The organism is Siccirubricoccus phaeus, from assembly GCF_008360935.1.
GTDB classification, from domain to species: Bacteria; Pseudomonadota; Alphaproteobacteria; order Acetobacterales; family Acetobacteraceae; genus Siccirubricoccus; species Siccirubricoccus phaeus.
The window spans coordinates 26740-43785 of the sequence record NZ_SRXO01000017.1; the positions used below are offsets into that span (position 1 = coordinate 26740).

A 17046-nucleotide genomic window follows, 5' to 3' on the forward strand; every position below is an offset into this window, starting at 1 on the left:
CGCGACTCTCCCCATGCCCGCTCCCGGCGCAAGCGCTTCGCCCGCGGCGCCACTCTCGCTCGCTGTCGGACGCCCCGCCGTCCTTGCCCTCGACCTCGGCACCACCACCGGCTGGGCACTGCGCGGCCAGGACGGCGCTATCACCTCCGGCACGGTCACCTTTCGCCCCAGCCGCTTTGAGGGCGGCGGCATGCGCTACCTGCGCTTCCGCGGCTGGCTCGGCGAGCTGGCCGGGCTCACCGGCGGCCTCACGCGCATCGCCTTCGAGGAGGTGCGCTCCCATGCCGGCACCGATGCAGCTCACCTCTACGGCGGCTTCCTCGCCCACCTGTCGGCCTGGTGCGAGGAGCGGGGTGTCGCCTACGAGGGCGTGCCGGTCGGCACCATCAAGCGCTTCGCCACCGGCCGCGGCAACGCCGACAAGGCGGCGATGATCGCGGCGGTGCGGGCGCGCGGCTTCGCGCCGGCGGACGACAACGAGGCCGACGCCATCGCCCTGCTGCTCTGGGCGACAGACCCGCAGGGCGGCCGCGCATGAGGCTGCCCGGTGCGCCGCAGCCGCCCCGGTCGAGTCTGGACCTGGCACGCACCTCGACCACCGCGGTGGACCTCGACGCCATGCGCGCCGCCGCCTGGCACCGGCACGGCGTCGCCGCCCTGGCCGTGGCGGAGATCGCCGATCCCTGGCTGCGCCAGGCCGTCATCAACGAAGCCAGCCGGCGCTGGGGGCGCCGCCACGGAGGGGACCGTCATGGCCGGTAAGCGCAAGCCGAAGCGCGCAACGACGGGGCAGGAGGAGCTGTCGAAGCCGTCGAAGTGGCGGCTGCAGCACGGCGGCTTCGAGGGGCCGGTCCGCGCCGCCGATCCCGAGACGGGCAGCCCGGTTGAGCACCGCCGCGCGGTGGACACGCTCGGCATGATGCTGGCGAACGGCACGATCACGCCGCAGATGCATGAGGCGGGATGCGTCTTCCGCACGCTGTTCCGCAGCGCCGCGATCGACAGCATGTCCACCTCCCAGCTGGTCCGGCTGCCCGGCGCCACGGCCGACGGGATCTCGAACCGCCAGTTCGAGGCCCGGCGGCGCGTGGCCGACGCCCTCGACGCGCTCGGCGGCCACGGCAGTCCGGCCGGCTCCTGCGTGTGGTTCGTCGTCGGGCTCGAGTTCTCGGTCCGCGAGTGGGCGATGCGCCAGGGCTGGTCCGGGCGCCCGGTGCACGGGCCGGTGGCGCAGGGCATGCTGGTCGCGGCGCTCGGGACGCTGGCCTCCCACTTCCGCCTGACGCCGCGCTCGCAGGCGGCGTAGACCGGCAAGGGAAGACAGCGGGCCTACGCAGCGGCCACGCCGACGTTCGCGCTCTGCGGCGGCGTGGCGGCCAGGGCCGCCTTCAGTCTCGGACCGAAGACGGCCTTGAACTTCAGCAGTCGCTTGACGACCCAATCGCGGATTTCTTCCTCGTGAGTCGATGCATCGGCGATCGACGTGTTCTCACGGACGACCGAGATGCGGGACGCGCGCCTGGCGTCGAGCCGCTCCCAGGTGAGCGGCTCGGCGATCTCCTTCTCGATCTGCTGCTCCTGCGCCTTCAGCGCGTCGAAGATGGCCTTGTTCTTCGTCATGTCGCCGACGTCGATGTACAGCTCGACCCGGAGCCGATTTCCCGACGCAAACGCGGTGCTGTAGGAAATGCCCGTCGTGCCGCTCGAGAACGCGTACCAGCTCTGAGGTTGGGCGGCCTTCGCGTTGGTGAATTTGTGCTTCTCGCGAAGCTCGTCCATGAGCCCCTGGTAGAACTCCTGGTACGCGACGGTCTTGTCGGTGAGGGTCTTGCTCGCCGATGCGGCGGCCGTCTTCGCCCAGGCGTTCGGTGATGCGGCCAGCCTGAACACGACGGCGGGCGGCGAGCCGGAGATGCTGATGACCTCCAGCGCGATCATGAAGAAGTCGACCGTCTCGCGGGTGTGCCGGTTCAGGAAGTCGATGGCCTCGCGATGCTCCTCGCGGACCTTCGGCGCGATCCAGACGACCACACCGGCCTCGAGACCGGCCGCGTAGGTGATGAGCTGGCCGAGGTGCCCATGGTCGGTCTCGGACAGCTGGTTCTCGATGATCACGCGCCGCCCGCTACCCGTGTCGCGGGCCTCGATGTCGCACGCGAAGGAGCCGACCGGCGCCTCCATCCTCACCAGCTCGAGGTCGAGCCCCAGGGCCTCGCCGAGCAGCCCCAGGTTTCCGGCGAGCCACGGCGTGAAGTCCTTCGCCTCCATGGGCCATAGCTGTCGCGGGTCGATGTTCTCCAGCTTGCCCAGGGTCACCGCCACCATGCCCACTCCCCTTCCATCGGCGCGACTTTGCCGGCCCGGCGCCCGAGCGTCCATCGATGCGGGTGCCTGGCAGTCACTCGCTCCCGAGCACGTAGGCGACCGCCTCGGCGATGAGGGTCATCGGCAAGGCGGGGTGGTGCGCCAGGACGGCCTCGCGCACCGCCCTGCCGTCCCCGGCGCCGAGGCGGGGAATGGCCCCGGGCGGCCGCCGCGCCGCGCGGGCAGCGGCCAGGGCGGCGCTGCTCAGCCACGGGGGCGGAGGGCGGGACGGAGGGCCGTCGGGCATGCCCGACGATACCGCCCCCTACCGGAACAATACAAGAACATGCTACACCCCCCGGGACATCCCAGGAGCACTCGGCCCATGGCTGCTCGCAAGCCCCGGGCGGCGCGTCCCGTCGACGCCGCCCTCAAGCGCCTGCTGGCGCTCGCCGCACGCGGCGTGTCCCCGAACCGCATGGCGCGCGAGGCGGACGCCATCGTCGCCGAGTGGCGGCAGGGCGCGGCCGGCGAGGAGGGGGCCGACATCGATGAGCAGCTCGACGAGCTGTGCGAGCAGCTCACCGCCGGCGTCGCTGCGGCCGAGGAGGCCGTCTCCGACGTCGATGCGAGCGACGCGGGCGCGGTGAAGCAGGCGCGTCACATGCTGGCCGCGCTCGCCGCGACACGCGACGCCGCGCAGGAGGCAAGGGCTTCGGCCTGAACCGCGTCGCCGCTCCGGTCGCGCTGTTACAATTCACCCCGTGGCGGCGCGCAAATCGATGGGGCTAGGTTGAGGCTACGTCGAGATCGTGTAGCTCGATGCGGCGGTGGCTCCCGAGCCACGCAGCCGGTCAATCCGCAGCGTGGCTCGCGAGCCGCAGGGTCCTTCCTGGGCCCGGCGTATGCGGGGGGCGGAAGCGCGCGACTTCGCCAGCGCCAGGCCGAAAACATGGTTCGCAGTTCGCACCACACGGCCCTGATCTCAATCGTTTAGCTGCGAACCGTGCCGGCGCGCGGTTCGCGCCGGCTGCCCGCACGGTTCGCACCCACCCTGATCCCGGATGGCCCGATGACGCTCCCCTGGATGGCGGCGAAGATCCTGCTGCGCCCGGTGGCGGATCTGCGCGCCCACCCCGGCAACGCCCGCCTGCACGGCGCGGCGCAGCTCGAGCAGATCAAGGCCAGCATGCTGGCCTTCGGCTTCACGAACCCGCTGCTGGTGGACGAGGCGGGCGTGCTGATCGCCGGTCACGGCCGGCTTGAGGCGGCCGTCGCGCTCGGGATCGCGAAGGTGCCGACCATCGTGCTGCGGCACCTCTCTGCGGCGCAGAAGGAGGCGCTGCGGCTCGCCGACAACCGCATCGCCGAGAACGCGAGCTGGGACCAGGCGCTGCTGCGCGAGGCACTGGCCGCGGTGCAGGCGGAGCCCGACCTCGACCTTGCGGCGCTCGGCTTCTCGGCCGCGGAGCTCGACGACATCCTCGCGGCGGCTGGAGACGCCGTGTCCGACGGCGACGCGCCCGAGGCCCTGTCGGCGCCCGCGGTCCAGGGGGGCGGGGATGGCGCGGCGGGGACGGAGGAGGCGGCGGAGAATGATCCCGCCGACGCCGAACCGGACCCGCCGCGCCAGGCCGTCAGCCGGCCAGGCGACCTGTGGCGGCTTGGCGAGCACCGGCTGCTTTGTGGCGACAGCACCGATCCGGCCACCGTCGCCCGCGTCATGGGCGACGACCGCGCGGCGCTGCTGTTCACCTCGCCGCCCTACGGCAACCAGCGCGACTACACCACCCGCGGCGTCTCGGATTGGGACGCGCTGATGCAGGGCGTGTTCCAGCATCTCGACGCGGCAATGCGGCCGGATGGCCAGGTGCTGGTGAACCTCGGCCTGATCCACCGCGACAACGAGTGGCAGCCCTATTGGGCCGGCTGGCTCGACTGGATGCGCGCCCGCGGCTGGCGCCGCTTCGGGCTGTATGCCTGGGACCAGGGGCCCGGCCTGCCGGGCGACTGGAACGGTCGCCTCGCACCTGCCTTTGAGTTCGTCTTCCATTTCAACCGCCAGGCGCGGCAGGCGAACAAGATCGTGCCCTGCAAATGGGCCGGCACGCCGAACAAGGGCAGCGGGCTGCGCGCCGCCGACGGGAGCATCTCCGAGTACCAGCACGCCGGGCTGCCGGTGCAGGACTTCCGGATCCCCGACAACGTGCTGCGCCTGACCCGCCACAAGGGCCGCGGCATCGAGACCGAGCACCCCGCGGTATTCCCGGTGGTGCTGCCGGAATTCCTGATGCGCACCTACACGGACGAGGGGGAGGTCGTATTCGAGCCCTTCTGCGGCAGCGGCACCACCATCCTCGCCGGCCAGCGCACCGGGCGGCGCGTCCGCGCGATCGAGCTGGCGCCCGCCTATGTCGACTTGGCGATCGCTCGCTGGCGCATGCTGCACCCGGACCTGTCGGTAAATCTGGCCGATGATGGCTGCGACTACGACGCCGTGGCCACGGCGCGGCTGGAGGTCATCGCCAGTGCAGCCTGATCTCGTCGTCTCCACGCTGCCGGTCGCATCCCTCGTGCCCTATGCCGAGAACGCCCGCACGCATTCGCCGTCGCAGGTGGCGCAGATCGCCGCCTCCATCGCCGAGTTCGGCTTCGTGAACCCGGTCCTGGTCGATGCCGAAGGTGTGCTGATCGCCGGCCACGGCCGCGTCATGGCCGCGAAGCAGCTCGGTCGCCCCTCCGTGCCGGTGCTGCGGCTCGGCCATCTCTCCCCGGCGCAGGCGCGGGCGCTGCGCCTGGCCGACAACCAGATCGCGCTGAACTCGGGCTGGGACGAGGCGCTGCTCGCCGCCGAGATCGCCCGCATCCGCGACGACGCGGCGGTCGACCTCGACATCCTCGGCTTCTCGGGGATGGAGCTCGACCGGCTGCTGGCCGCCGCCGATGTCGGCCGCGAGGACGACGTCGACGACGCGCCGGAGCCGCCGGCCGTGCCCGTCACCCGCGCCGGCGACCTCTGGCGCTGCGGCGACCATCGCCTGCTGTGTGGCGACGCCACGAAGCCCGCCGATGTGCAGCGGGCGATCGGCGCCGACCGCCTGGCCGACATGGCCTTCACGGACCCGCCTTACAACGTCGCCTACCAGGGCGGGACGGCGGCGAAGATGACCATCGCCAACGACGCGCTCGGCCAGGGCTTCCTCGACTTCCTCCGCCCGGCGCTGGCCAATCTGCTCTCCGTCACCAAGGGTGCCTGCTACGTCTGCATGTCCTCGTCCGAGTGGCCGACGCTGCACCGCGCCTGGCAAGAGGCGGGCGGCAAATGGTCGAGCACCATCATCTGGGCCAAGAACACCTTCGCCCTCGGCCGCGCCGACTACCACCAGCAGTTCGAGGCGATGCTCTACGGCTGGAAGGCAGGCGCGCAGCACTACTGGTGCGGCGCCCGCGACCAGGGAAACGTCTGGCACTTCGACAAGCCGGCGCGGAACGACCTGCACCCCACCATGAAGCCCGTCGCGCTGGTGGAGCGTGCGATCCGCAACAGCAGCAAGCAGCGCGACACCGTGCTCGATCCCTTCGGCGGCTCGGGCACGACGATGATCGCGGCGGAGCGGACCGGGCGGCGCGCGGTGCTGCTCGAGCTCGATCCCGCCTATGCCGACGTCATCGTCCGGCGCTGGCAGGAGGCCACCGGGGAGGCCGCTGTCCTGGACGGCGAGGACCGCACCTTCGCCGGCGTCGCCGCAGTGCGCCGCATCGTCGATCATGATGTGATCCAGATCGCCGAATCATAGCAATTCCGCGACGCTGCATCTTGCTTGGCTCGTGAGCGGCACAGCGCGAATGGTCCGTCACGCGCAGGGGATGCCCTGCACCACACGACGGAGACCAGCATGACCGACCGTGAAGCCCGCGCCGCCCGCAACCAGCAGAAGAGCCTCGATGCCTTCCTGCAGCAGAAGGCCCGCTTCGACGCGATGGTCGCCGAACTGGAGCAGATGAGCGCGGACCACTTCGGGGCCGATCCCGAGGACGTCCTCTGGGGCAAGGCCGTGACGCTCGAACACTGGAACAGCCGGCTCGCGAGAGTGACGGATTGCTACTTCAAGCGCGGCGAATACGCCGAGTAGCGCGCCGCGCCGCGCCTCCCGCGCCGCCCCGACCGGCCCTCCCGGCGGGGCTCGGGGTGGTAGCACCCGGCTGGTCGGGTGCTGGACCGAGGACCCCGACGATGAAGCTCACCGACACTCAGCACGCGATCCTGGCCGCCGCCGCGCAGCATCCCGAGCACCTGACCTACCCGCCCGAGCGGCTGCCTGCCGCGGCGCGGCAGACGGTGGCGAAGGCGCTGCTGAAAGGGGACCTGGTGATCGCGGTGCACCGCCCCGCCTACGACGCACATGCTCTCTGGACCGTGGACGGGGACACGGTGCTGCTGAAGATCACCGACGCGGGGCTGCGTGCCATCGGCATCGACCCGAGCGACAGCACCGCCGCGGACGACGCCACGCAGCACCACCGGCCGGAGCCCGGCGAGGCGGCGCCCACGGGCGGGGAGGATCCCGCCCCGCGGGGCGAGGACGCCTTGATGCCCGAGGCGGCCGGGGCCGCGCCCACGCGCGCCCCGCGGGCGAGCCTGCGCGACGCCGCCGCAGCCCTTCTCGCCGCTTGGGACGGGGTCGCCGAGCGCGGGTTCGATGGCCTCCGGCCAGAGGGACAGGACGACGGGATGGCGGCGGCCGTTGCACAGCTCCGCGCGGCGGTCGGCACGAAGCCCGCGCGCGCCCCGCGCGAGCCCGGCGCCGGGCGCAAGCCGCGCGAGGGCACGAAGCAGGAGCAGGTGCTGGCGATGCTGCGCCGCCCCGAGGGAGCGACGGTGGCGCAGATCGCCGAGGCGACCGGTTGGGCGCCGCACACCGTGCGGGGCTTCTTCGCCGGCCTCAAGAAGCGGCAGGGCATCGCGGTCGAGGTGCTGGAGCGGGTGCGCCAGGTCGGGCCGAACAAGGAGGGCGCCCGCGGCTCCTACACGGTGTACCACATCGCCGGATAGCGCCCCGCGTTTCGAGACGCCCGATCCGCGCCGGGAAGTCGTCTTCCCGGTGCATCGCGCTCGTGACGAGAGCGCATCTCATCCGCTATGACGTATACGACAGCAGCGGGGCCGTATGGTGCGGGTTTTCCTTGACGACGGAGGCGAGAAGCGGCTGGTCGGGCGCGCCGACATCCCGGACGACGTCGGCGCGGTCTACGAGCTGCGCCTCTTCGGGCCGGCCTCGATCATCCGCGAGCAGTTCACGGTCGGGACCGTCACGCATCTCGGCCCCGGCAGGCTCGATCTCGCGGCGGAACGCGTGATTCTGCTCTCACCCGGCCAGCGCCCTGAACTGCTGCCGGGATGGCAGCCGCTCGCATCGTGAGCGCGCAGGCTCTCACGTCCGTCCGGATCGGACGCCTCGTTCGGACTGCCGCCGTTGCAGTACTTGCCGCCGGTCAGCCAGGAGCCGGTGCGGCCAGCGAGGCGGCGCTCATCCCGCCGGGCCTGCTCGCCGAGGTCCGGGGCGATGACGGCCAGGCGATTCCGCTCAATGCGGACGGTGTTCCCGCGCGATCGCTGTCTGACCCTGAGCTCTTCCGCCTGCTCCTGCACCTGTCGCGCTTCCTCGATGAGGCAAGCCTTCGCCTGGCGCTCTGCCATGCCTCGGGCGTGCCCTTTGGAGATCCCGGCTGGCGCGCCTGCGTCGAGGGGCGCTGATACGACACAGACGTGTGGCGGGAGATCGCCGCCATGCCCGAGCTGACCCCCTCGAACCGTGAGGCCGCGCGGCGCATCGGCATCAGCGAGACGGCGCTGCGGAAGGCCGAGGGGAGCGGCCGCATCGCCCGCGAGCCGGACGGCCAGTGGGACATCGACAAGACCCGCCGCCGGCTGGTCGAGACCGCCGACCCGCACCGCTCGCCGCTCGCGGCCGGCGGTGCCGGCGCCGACGGCACGCCCTATGCCCGGCTGAAGGTCGCGCAGCTGGCGCTCAAGGTCGAGGCGCAGCGCCTCGCCTTGGATGAGAACAAGCGGCGGCTGCTCGACGTCGCCGAGGCCAACGCCACGATCGACGAGATCGCCGGCGCCATGCGGGATGCACTGCTGAACTGGCCGGCCCGCGTCTCCGGCTTGATCGCCGCCGAACTCGGCGTCGACCCGCACCTGCTGCAGACGGTCCTGCAGGCGCACATCACCGACCTGCTCTCGGAGGCCGCCGATCGCTTCGATCCACCAGGCCTCGGAGATCGGGCCGCGAACCCGTGAGCATGTGCGGCGCCGGGCCGGCGCCATGCTCCGCCCGCCGCCGCAGCTCACCGTGTCGCAGTGGGCGGAGCGGCACCGGATCCTGGGCAGCCGTGCCTCCTCGGAGCCTGGCCCCTGGCGGACCAGCCGGACCCCGTACTTGCGCGACGTGATGGACGCGCTCTCGGCGGTGCATCCCGCGCGGCGGGTTGTGTTCATGAAGGGCGCCCAGGTCGGCGCCACCGAGAGCGGCAACTGCTGGCTCGGCTACATCCTGCACCACGTGCCGGCGCCGGTGCTGGCCGTGCAGCCCACCGTCGAGCTCGCGAAGCGCTTCTCCCGCCAACGCATCGACCCACTGCTTGAGGAGACCCCGGCGCTCAAGGAGCGGGTCGCCCCGGCCCGCGCCCGGGACAGCGGGAATACCCTGCTGTCGAAGGAATTCCCCGGCGGCATCCTGGTGCTGACCGGGGCGAACAGCGCGGTCGGGCTGCGCTCGATGACGGCGCGCTTCCTCTTCCTCGACGAGGTGGACGCCTATCCCGGCGACGTCGAGGGCGAAGGCGACCCGATCTCGCTGGCCGAGGCGCGGGCTCGCACCTTCGGCTGGCGGCGCAAGGCCTTCCTGGTCTCGACGCCGACCATCGCCGGGCGCAGCCGGATCGAGCGGGAATACGCCGCCTCCGACCAGCGGCGCTACTTCGTGCCCTGCCCGCACTGCGGCGAGATGCAGTGGCTGAAGTTCGAGCGGCTCCGCTGGGAGAAGGGCGACCCGCGCTCGGTCCGCTACCGCTGCGAGGGCTGCGACGAGGGCATCGAGGAGCACCACAAGACGGCGATGCTGGCCGGCGGCGAGTGGCGGGCCACGGCGGTGCCCGAGGACCCGCACACGGTCGGCTTCCACATCTCGGCGCTGTACTCGCCGGTCGGCTGGCTGTCCTGGGAGCAGATCGCCCGCGACTGGGAGGCGGCGCAAGGGAAGCCCGAGGACCTGAAGACCTTCCGGAACACCGTCCTCGGCGAGACCTGGCAGGAGCAGGGCGAGGCGCCGGACTGGGAGCGGCTGGTCGAGCGGCGGGAGGCCTTCCGGATGGGCGTGGTGCCCACCGGCGCCCTCTGCCTTACCGCGGGCGTGGACGTGCAGGACGACCGCCTCGAGTGCGACGTTTGGGGCTGGGCGGAGGGGTTCTCCTCCTGGCTGGTGGACCACATCGTCATCCCCGGCAGCCCGCGCGAGCGCGAGCCCTGGGACGCGCTGGCGAGGCTGCTGGCGCGGGACTGGCCGCGAATGGGTGGAGGGACGATGCGCATCGCCAAGGCCTGCGTCGACACCGGCGGGCGCGACACGGCGGCGGTCTATGGTCACCTCCGGCGGCTGCACGATCCGCGGATCGCGCCCACCAAGGGCGTGGACGGCTGGAACCGCGCGCAGCCGGTGCAGGGCCCGACGCCGGTGGATGCGTTGGTCGATGGCCGGAAGCTCCGGCGAGGCCTGAAGCTCTGGACCGTCTCAGTCTCGACCTGGAAGGCCGACCTCTATCGCCGGCTCTGGCTCGGGCGCGGCGATGCCAAAGAGTTCCCGCCCGGCTGGGTGCATCTGCCACGGGCGGTCGAGGTGGAATGGATCAAGCAGCTGGTCGCCGAGCAGCTGCGCACGACGAAGGACCGGCGCGGCTTCGCCCGGCAGGAATGGGCGAAGCTCAGGGAACGGAATGAAGCGCTGGACTGCGCCGTACTGGCGCGTGCGGCGCTCTGGCTGCTCGGTGCCGACCGCTATGGCGAGCGCTTCTGGCAGCAGCTGCGCGAGCAAGTCGCCAACGCTCCACTGCAACCGAGCGAGCTTCCCACCGGCGGGAATGTCGCTCCGCCACCGCCGGTCGCGCCCGACACCCATCGCCCGCGTGGCTGGCTCGCACCGCGCAGTGGCTGGCTGCGCTGAACCTGGAGAACCCCATGACCACCATCGTCCCGGTGCGCACCAGCATCGCCGCCGGCCAGGCGCTGAGCGGGCCCGTCGCCAGCGTCGGCTACGGCGTCTGCCTGCTGCTGCTGCCCGCCGCCTGGACCGACGCCCCGCTCACCCTGCAGGGCTCGCTCGACGAGGGGGAGCCCGCGGCCTGGGCCGACCTCCACGACCACCTCGGCAACGAGGTGGTGCTGACCGTCGCCGCCGGCCGCGCGCTCACCCTGCCGCCGACCCTGCTGCTCGGCTGGCGCTGGCTCAGGCTGCGCTCCGGCCTCGCCGCGGCGCCGGTGAATCAAGCGGCGGAGCGCCTCCTCACCCTCGGCATCCGGCCCCTCGCATGACCGCTCTGTTCCAGCACTACCTGCCGCCCGCGCCGGCGATGCTGCCCTACGTCTCAGGGCGCTTTTACGCCTCGCAGCATGCGCGCGCGGTCGGCGGCGCGGTGGCGATGGTGGCCAACCGCCTCTACTGCGTGCCCTATGTCCTCGCCCGGCCCGGGCTGTTCTCGGCCATGGCGGTGAGCGTGACGACCGGCGCCGCCGGCCTCCTGCGCATGGCGCTAGCGGGCGACGATAGCGCTGGGCGTCCAGGGCGCCTGATTGAAGAGCCCGTGGTGGACGCCGACACCGCGGCCACCGGTAACGCGCTATGCCCCTTCGCGCAGCCACGCTGGATCCCGGCGGGGATCTGGTGGCTGCTGCTGTGCTTTTCCGGCGCGCCCACGGTGCGCGGCACCAGTACCCAGGCCTTCAGCGGGGGGAATGCGCTGCTGCTCGGTTCGGCCGCGGCGGATGGCGGCGCCGGTGGCGGCACCGGCAGCGAGAACGGGTTCTTCGCGGCGCTGACCCACCAGGCCGACGTGCCGATCATGCCCAGCGCGCCGAGCGGGCTGTCCTATCTGGCCAACGCGGCGACGCCGCTGCCGACGCTGCGGGCCGCGTGATGGATCCCGCTGTCCTCGCATGGGCGCTGGCGCAGCCGATCGGCAGCCGTGCGGCGGGGCTGGCCGCGGCCTATACCGGCGGCACCACGCGCGTCACCTTCGACGGCCGCACCGTGGAGTACCGTAGCCTCGATGAGCTCGGCCGCGCGCTCGCGGCGCTGCATGGCGCGGAGAACAGCGCTGCGCGGCGGCCTTCGATGACGCTGGCCAGCTTCACCCGTGGAGGTGGCGCGTGATCGATCGCATGACACGGCGCCTTCGTGATGCCTTGAATGTGCTGCGTGGCTATGCCGCCGCCCAAGACCATCGCACTTCGACCTGGGCGCCCTCGGGTGGCAGCGCTAATACCGAAGTCGGCATGGCCGCGGCGACGGTGGCGCGCCGTGCCCGCGATGCGGTGCGCAACGACCCCTACGCCAGCCGCATCGTCGACCTCTGGACCGGCAATGCGGTCGGCGCCGGCATCACCACCCGCTGGCCCGACGACGCGCATGGCCGGGCCTGGCAGCGCTGGGCCGAGAGCACCGCCTGCGATGTCGAGGGCCGGCTCGACCTCTACGGCCTGCAGGCGCTGGTGATGCGAGCTGTCGTCGAGAGCGGCGAGTGCTTCGTGCGCTTCCTGATGACTGCGCCGTCGCCTGCGAACCCGATCGGCCTGCGCCTGCAGGTGCTGGAGGCGGATCATCTCGACACCGCGCGGAACGGCATGGTCGACGGCGCGCCGACCATCCAGGGCATCGCGCTTGGCGAGGCCGGCGCACCGATTGGCTATTGGCTGCATCGCATGCATCCGGGCGCCGCCTGGATCCTGCCGGGTTCGGCCTGGCAGAGCAGCCAGCGCATCCCGGCATCGGAGGTCCTGCACATCTACCGCAAGCGCCGGCCCGGCCAGTTGCGCGACGTCTCCTGGCTGGCCCCGGTGCTGCTGCGGCTGCGCGACCTCGGCGACTACGAGGCCGCGCTGCTCATGAAGGCCAAGATCGAGGCGTGCCTGGCGGCGGTGGTCACCGAGGAGGGCGACGAGGCGCTCACGGGTACCGCGGCCGGCCTGCTCCGTGACGCCCAGGGCCGGACGGTCGAGAGCTTCGAGCCGGGGATGATCCTCTATCGGCGCGGCATGGGATCCGTGGAGGTGGTGAACCCGAGCGGCGGCGGCAGCCACGCCGCCTTCGCCCGCCGCGCGCTCGAGGCTGCGGCGGTGGGCGCGGGCCTGACCTACGACCAGGTCTCGGGCGACCTGACGCAGGCGAACTACTCCTCGCTGCGGGCGGGCAAGATCGAGTTCCGCCGCCTCTGCGAGCAGATGCAGTACGGCATGCTGATCCCGATGCTGGTCCGACCCATCGCGGAGCGGTTCCACCGGCAGGGCGCGCTGCTCGGGCTGTGGGACGCCGACATGCCGGACGGCGTCAGCCACGTCCCGCCGGCACATGAGATGATCGATCCGCTGAAGGACACCACCGCGCTGATCGCGCAGGTGCGCGCCGGCTTCGTGCCGCAGCCGGAGGCGGCGGGCGCCTTCGGCTACGACTTCCGCGCCGCGGTGGAGATGATCCGCGAGGCCAACGCCCTGCTCGACGACGCCGGCCTAGCGCTCGACACGGATCCGCGCCGGGTCGCGAAGTCCGGCGCCGCGCAGGACGCCGCGCAGATGGCCGCGGTGGAGATCGCCGCCACCGGCGCCGCGGCGCCACCACGAGAACCTGCACCCCAGGGCTGAACATGACCGAGCCGATCGAACCGGGCGGCAACAATGCCGCGCCGGAGCCTGCTGCTGCGCCGACGGCCGGGGACCTTCCCCTGATGGCGCAGCGCGCCATCACCGCGCCCGCTACCGTCGACCGCGCCGCGCGCACGGTCGAGGTCGTGTGGAGCACTGGCGCTCGTGCCCGCAACTTCGTGCCCGCCCTCGGCCTGATCACCGAGGAGCTGGAGATGTCGCCGAACGCGGTGCGGATGGAGGCACTGCGCTCTGGCCGCGCCCCGGTGCTCGACACCCATCGCCGCGGGGGTGCGCGCGACGTGCTCGGCCGCGTCACCGCCGCCCGGCTCGATCGTGGCCGCGGCTACGCCACGCTGCAGTTCAGCACGGCCGCCGATGTCGAGCCGATCTGGCAGCGCATCGCCGACGGCACGCTGCGCGCGGTGAGCGTCGGCTATCGCGTGCACCGCTACGAGCCGCGGCCCGATGCCGCCACCGGCGAGACCGTCCACCGCGCAGTGGATTGGGAGCCCTTCGAGATCTCCGTCGTGCCGGTCCCTGTCGACCGGGACGCATCCGTGCGTGGCGAGGCGCCTCAGGGCGCGCCCGCCATCGCGATCGAGCCTGCCCTGCCTGACGAGGACCCACCCATGCCCGAGACGACGCCGGAAGCCCCGGCCACGCCGGCCGCCCGGGACGTTCCCGCGCCGTCCGCGCCGCCCACCCCGCCCCAGGAGACCACCGTGACCACCAGCCTCGCACCGGCCGCGCCCGCCACGCCGCCCGAGCCGACCCGCGCCGCGCCGCCCGATCTCGATGCGGTCCGGGTCGAAGCAAGCCGCGCCGAGCGCGAGCGCATCGCCGGCATCGACACCGCGGTGGAGGCCGCCCGTGCCCTGCTGCCGGCAGAGCGCATCACCCCGATCCGCGCCGAGGCCATCGCCCACGGCTGGACCGGCGACCAGGCCCGCCGCGCTCTGTTCGATGCCCTGGTGGCGCAGGGCCCGCGGCCGTCCATCCCCGCCCGCCCCGAGACCGGCCCCGGCCACGACGACCCGGCACAGATCCGCGACGCCATGGCCGAGGCGCTCGCCGCCCGTGCCATGCCCGGCTACCAGCCCCAGGGCGCAGGTCGCCACGCGGAGTTCATGGGTTGGCGCCCGTCCGACATGATCGGCGAGCTGCTCCGCGCCCGCGGCGAGCGGAGCGTGCCCCGCAATCCGACCCTGCTCGCCGAGCGCGCCTTCCACACCAGCTCGGACTTCCCGCTGCTGCTGGCCGCCGCGGCCAACAAGATGCTGCTCGCCGCCTACCAGCCGGCGGAGCCGACCTACCGGCAGATCTTCCTCCGGCGCGACTTCCGTGACTTCAAGCCGCACCGGCACCTCCGCATCGGTGACTTCCCGACCCTGCTGCCGCTCGCCGAGAACGGCGAGATCCAGGTCGGCACCATGTCCGAGAGCCAGGAGATCGTGCTCCTGCAGACCTTCGCGCGGCGCATCCGCGTCACGCGACCGATGCTGGTGAACGACGATCTGGGGGCCTTCACGGACTTCGCCGCCGCCATCGGCCGGCGCGTCGCCGAGTTCGAGAACGCCACCGCCTACAACCTGCTGAACTCGGCCAATGGCGATGGCCCGACGCTCACCACCGGCAGCGCGCCCGTATTCGCCACCGGTGCGGCGCGCTCCAACAAGGCCAGCACTGGCACGGTGCTCGACACCGCGACCATCGGCGCCGGCCGCACCGCCATTATGAAGCAGCGCACGCTGGATGGCCTGCCGATCTCGATGGGCCAGACCATGCGGCTGCTGGTCGGGCCCAACCTCGAGCTCGCCGCGCGCCAGGCGACGGTGGTGGTGCAGGCAGCCGAGATCGGCAAGGCGAACGTCTTTGCCGGCTTCGTGCAGCCGGTGATCGAGCCGCTGATCCAGGCCAACCGCTGGTACCTGTTCTCCGACCCGGTCGCGGCGCCGGTCTACGTCTATGGCTATCTCAACGGCGCCGAGGGGCCGCAGGTCACCACCGGCCCGGTGCAGGGCGCGGACGGCGTCGAGGTCAGCGTGATCTTCGACTTCGGTGTCGGCGCCATCGACTGGCGCGGCGCCTGGTTCAACCCGGGCACCTGATCTCTTCCACCAACTCAGCAGCTTCGTCGAGGGCGCCCGTCCCCCGGGTCCCCAGCCAAGCATTTGCTTGGCTGGGCGGGGTGGGGCGCCTTCGGCGTTTCAGGAGACCCTTCCATGCGCAACTGCATCCGTCCCGACGCGCGCTCCGTCCCGATGCTGGTGCCCTACACGGGCGGCATCCTCTCCGGCCAGGGCATGCTGGTCGGCGCCTTCTTCGGGGTGGCGGCGTCCGACGCCGCCCAAAGCGCCAGCGTCGAGTGCGAAACCCGCGGCGAGTTCGAGCTTGCCAAGGAGCCCTCGCTCGCCATCAGCCAGGGCGCGCGGGTGTTCTGGGACAACACCAACCGCCGCATCACCACCACCGCCACCGGCAACTACCAGGTCGGCCTCTGCACGGTCGCGGCCCTTGCGGCCGATGCCACGGTCCGGGTGATGCTGGCCCGCGTGCCGGCCTCGGGGGCGTGATGCTGCTGCCGCGCGACCGCGTGCGCCTCGAGGGCGTACACCGCGATCTGGTGCGCGTCGTCGAACGGGCCCGCCAGGCGGTGCCCTTCATCGTGACGGAGGGGCTGCGCTCGCGCGAGCGCCAGGCCCGCCTCGTCGCGATCGGCGCCTCGCGCACCATGAACAGCCGGCACCTTACCGGCCACGCCGTCGATCTGGCCTACTGGCTGGACGACGGCGACGGCGCGGTGGAGCAGGGCGAGATCCGCTGGGACTGGCCTCTGTATGAGCAGATCGGCGCGGCGATGAAGGCTACGGCCGGGGAGCTCGGCGTGCCGATCGACTGGGGCGGCGATTGGACCTCCTTTCGCGACGGCCCGCATTTCGAGCTCGACAGCAAGGCGTATCCTTGATGGGCGCAGCGATCCTCGCGCTGCTCAGCCGGCATGCGCTGGCGATCGGTCTGGCAGCAACTGTCGCCATGACGGCGCTGAGCGCCTGGCACCTCCGATCGCAGCGCGACGCGGCGCGTGCTGAGGCCGCTGTGGCCAGCCGCACAGCGGAGGCCAATGCGGCCGCGCTCACGCAGGCCACGGCCGAGCACGCGCGCCACATCGCCGCGCTCACCGCCGAGGCCGAGCGCGCCCGCGCCCAGGCGGCGCGCCTTGGTGCCAATCTGGAGGCTCTCCGCCGTGACCCGAGCCACGCGACGGGCGCTGCCCCTGTGCTGCGCGATGCTGTCGAGCGCCTGCGCGCCGGCCGCACCGCCGGAGATCCGGCTGCTGCCGCTCCGTCTCCCTGACGCGCTGCTGGTCTGCGCGGAAGCGCCAGCGCTGCCTGTTTCGGATCGCCTGACCCAGGGACAGGTGGCGGAGCTGCTCCTGGCCTACGACGCGGCGCACGCCGACTGCGCGGGGCGGCTTACCGCGGTGCGGCGGCTCAACCCCGCCGACGGGGGCGAGCGATGAACGCCTTCGCCGACGCGATGGCGGCGCTGGTCGCCGATCCAAACCTGGGCACCGAGGCAATCTACCGAAAGGGCGGCAGCGGCCCGGCAGTTCCGGTCCGCGTCCTGCGCTCCTCGCCCGATCGCGTCGGAGACGCCTTCGGCACCGAGATCCTCTCGGCCACCGACATCCTCTCGGTCGCCATCGCCGCCCTGCCCGACCTCGCCGCCGGCGACAGCTTCGCCCTCGGGCCCGACCTGCTCACCGTCACCCATGCCGAGCGCGACGCCTCCGGCACCGCCTGGCGCGTGCTCTGCCAGCGATAGGA

General features: G+C 72.4%; 23 protein-coding genes. 21 read left to right on the top strand and 2 right to left on the bottom strand.

The features are described 5' to 3' along the window. The first annotated feature begins 13 nt into the window (after positions 1 to 13). The 3 genes from E5N76_RS20995 to E5N76_RS21005 are packed head-to-tail and all read left to right on the top strand — an operon-like array spanning position 14 to position 1306. A complete protein-coding gene (locus E5N76_RS20995; protein WP_235907802.1) occupies positions 14 to 538 on the top strand; it encodes a crossover junction endodeoxyribonuclease RuvC in 525 nt (174 codons plus the stop codon). Further along, on the top strand, positions 535 to 762 hold the full coding sequence (locus E5N76_RS21000) for a hypothetical protein (RefSeq protein ID WP_149539285.1): 228 nt from the start codon (positions 535 to 537) through the stop codon (positions 760 to 762). Before E5N76_RS20995 ends, E5N76_RS21000 begins: the two co-directional genes overlap by 4 nt. Next, complete coding sequence (locus E5N76_RS21005; protein WP_149539286.1) at positions 752 to 1306, top strand: DUF6456 domain-containing protein; 555 nt, start codon at positions 752 to 754, stop codon at positions 1304 to 1306. Before E5N76_RS21000 ends, E5N76_RS21005 begins: the two co-directional genes overlap by 11 nt. Positions 1307 to 1329: 23 nt before the next feature. Here the strand turns inward: E5N76_RS21005 and E5N76_RS21010 are convergent, their stop codons facing one another. Next, complete coding sequence (locus E5N76_RS21010) at positions 1330 to 2325, bottom strand: DUF4268 domain-containing protein (RefSeq protein WP_187830307.1); 996 nt, start codon at positions 2323 to 2325, stop codon at positions 1330 to 1332. A gap of 73 nt (positions 2326 to 2398) precedes the next feature. After that, entirely contained in the window at positions 2399 to 2611 is a 213-nt protein-coding gene (locus tag E5N76_RS21015; RefSeq protein WP_149539288.1) for a hypothetical protein, read from the bottom strand. 78 nt (positions 2612 to 2689) lie between these two features. On the opposite strand from E5N76_RS21015, the gene E5N76_RS21020 reads away from it, so the two are divergent. The 18 genes from E5N76_RS21020 (at position 2690) to E5N76_RS21105 (ending at position 17044) form a co-directional block, all read left to right on the top strand. Next, positions 2690 to 3028, top strand: a complete 339-nt coding sequence (locus tag E5N76_RS21020; RefSeq protein WP_149539289.1) for a hypothetical protein — start codon at positions 2690 to 2692, stop codon at positions 3026 to 3028. Positions 3029 to 3376: 348 nt separating this feature from the next. Continuing rightward, positions 3377 to 4843 (top strand): site-specific DNA-methyltransferase, encoded by a 1467-nt coding sequence (locus E5N76_RS21025; protein WP_149539290.1) that lies wholly within the window; start codon positions 3377 to 3379, stop codon positions 4841 to 4843. Further along, complete coding sequence (locus E5N76_RS21030) at positions 4833 to 6101, top strand: site-specific DNA-methyltransferase (RefSeq protein ID WP_149539291.1); 1269 nt, start codon at positions 4833 to 4835, stop codon at positions 6099 to 6101. The genes E5N76_RS21025 and E5N76_RS21030 overlap by 11 nt, the downstream gene beginning before the upstream one ends. Before the next feature lie 99 nt (positions 6102 to 6200). Continuing rightward, entirely contained in the window at positions 6201 to 6437 is a 237-nt protein-coding gene (locus tag E5N76_RS21035) for a hypothetical protein (protein ID WP_149539292.1), read from the top strand. A gap of 101 nt (positions 6438 to 6538) precedes the next feature. Continuing rightward, the gene (locus E5N76_RS30650) at positions 6539 to 7357 is read left to right on the top strand and encodes a DUF3489 domain-containing protein (protein ID WP_235907803.1); all 819 of its coding nucleotides are present in this window, start codon (positions 6539 to 6541) and stop codon (positions 7355 to 7357) included. Positions 7358 to 7472: 115 nt separating this feature from the next. Further along, entirely contained in the window at positions 7473 to 7724 is a 252-nt protein-coding gene (locus tag E5N76_RS21045) for a hypothetical protein (RefSeq protein WP_149539293.1), read from the top strand. Further along, on the top strand, positions 7703 to 8059 hold the full coding sequence (locus E5N76_RS21050) for a hypothetical protein (RefSeq protein ID WP_149539294.1): 357 nt from the start codon (positions 7703 to 7705) through the stop codon (positions 8057 to 8059). Before E5N76_RS21045 ends, E5N76_RS21050 begins: the two co-directional genes overlap by 22 nt. A 33-nt stretch (positions 8060 to 8092) precedes the next feature. Further along, positions 8093 to 8608: a hypothetical protein gene (locus tag E5N76_RS21055; RefSeq protein ID WP_149539295.1), complete on the top strand. Its 516-nt coding sequence runs from the start codon at positions 8093 to 8095 to the stop codon at positions 8606 to 8608. Between the two features lie 25 nt (positions 8609 to 8633). After that, a complete protein-coding gene (locus E5N76_RS21060) occupies positions 8634 to 10526 on the top strand; it encodes a phage terminase large subunit family protein (RefSeq protein WP_149539296.1) in 1893 nt (630 codons plus the stop codon). A 14-nt stretch (positions 10527 to 10540) separates the two neighbouring features. Beyond that, positions 10541 to 10894 carry a hypothetical protein gene (locus E5N76_RS21065; protein WP_149539297.1) on the top strand — a complete coding sequence of 118 codons (354 nt, stop codon included), beginning with the start codon at positions 10541 to 10543 and terminating at the stop codon, positions 10892 to 10894. Continuing rightward, complete coding sequence (locus E5N76_RS21070; protein ID WP_149539298.1) at positions 10891 to 11496, top strand: hypothetical protein; 606 nt, start codon at positions 10891 to 10893, stop codon at positions 11494 to 11496. Before E5N76_RS21065 ends, E5N76_RS21070 begins: the two co-directional genes overlap by 4 nt. After that, on the top strand, positions 11496 to 11732 hold the full coding sequence (locus tag E5N76_RS21075; protein ID WP_149539299.1) for a phage head-tail joining protein: 237 nt from the start codon (positions 11496 to 11498) through the stop codon (positions 11730 to 11732). Before E5N76_RS21070 ends, E5N76_RS21075 begins: the two co-directional genes overlap by 1 nt. 8 nt (positions 11733 to 11740) lie before the next feature. After that, positions 11741 to 13216, top strand: coding sequence for a phage portal protein (locus E5N76_RS21080; protein WP_149539300.1), 1476 nt, complete (start codon positions 11741 to 11743; stop codon positions 13214 to 13216). A gap of 2 nt (positions 13217 to 13218) precedes the next feature. Next, complete coding sequence (locus E5N76_RS21085) at positions 13219 to 15327, top strand: prohead protease/major capsid protein fusion protein (protein WP_149539301.1); 2109 nt, start codon at positions 13219 to 13221, stop codon at positions 15325 to 15327. Positions 15328 to 15441: 114 nt separating this feature from the next. Then, entirely contained in the window at positions 15442 to 15792 is a 351-nt protein-coding gene (locus E5N76_RS21090) for a DUF2190 family protein (protein ID WP_149539302.1), read from the top strand. After that, the gene (locus tag E5N76_RS21095) at positions 15792 to 16184 is read left to right on the top strand and encodes a M15 family metallopeptidase (RefSeq protein ID WP_149539379.1); all 393 of its coding nucleotides are present in this window, start codon (positions 15792 to 15794) and stop codon (positions 16182 to 16184) included. The genes E5N76_RS21090 and E5N76_RS21095 overlap by 1 nt, the downstream gene beginning before the upstream one ends. Beyond that, on the top strand, positions 16184 to 16573 hold the full coding sequence (locus tag E5N76_RS21100; RefSeq protein ID WP_149539303.1) for a hypothetical protein: 390 nt from the start codon (positions 16184 to 16186) through the stop codon (positions 16571 to 16573). The genes E5N76_RS21095 and E5N76_RS21100 overlap by 1 nt, the downstream gene beginning before the upstream one ends. A 162-nt stretch (positions 16574 to 16735) precedes the next feature. Further along, a complete protein-coding gene (locus tag E5N76_RS21105) occupies positions 16736 to 17044 on the top strand; it encodes a head-tail joining protein (protein WP_149539304.1) in 309 nt (102 codons plus the stop codon). Positions 17045 to 17046: the final 2 nt, after the last annotated feature.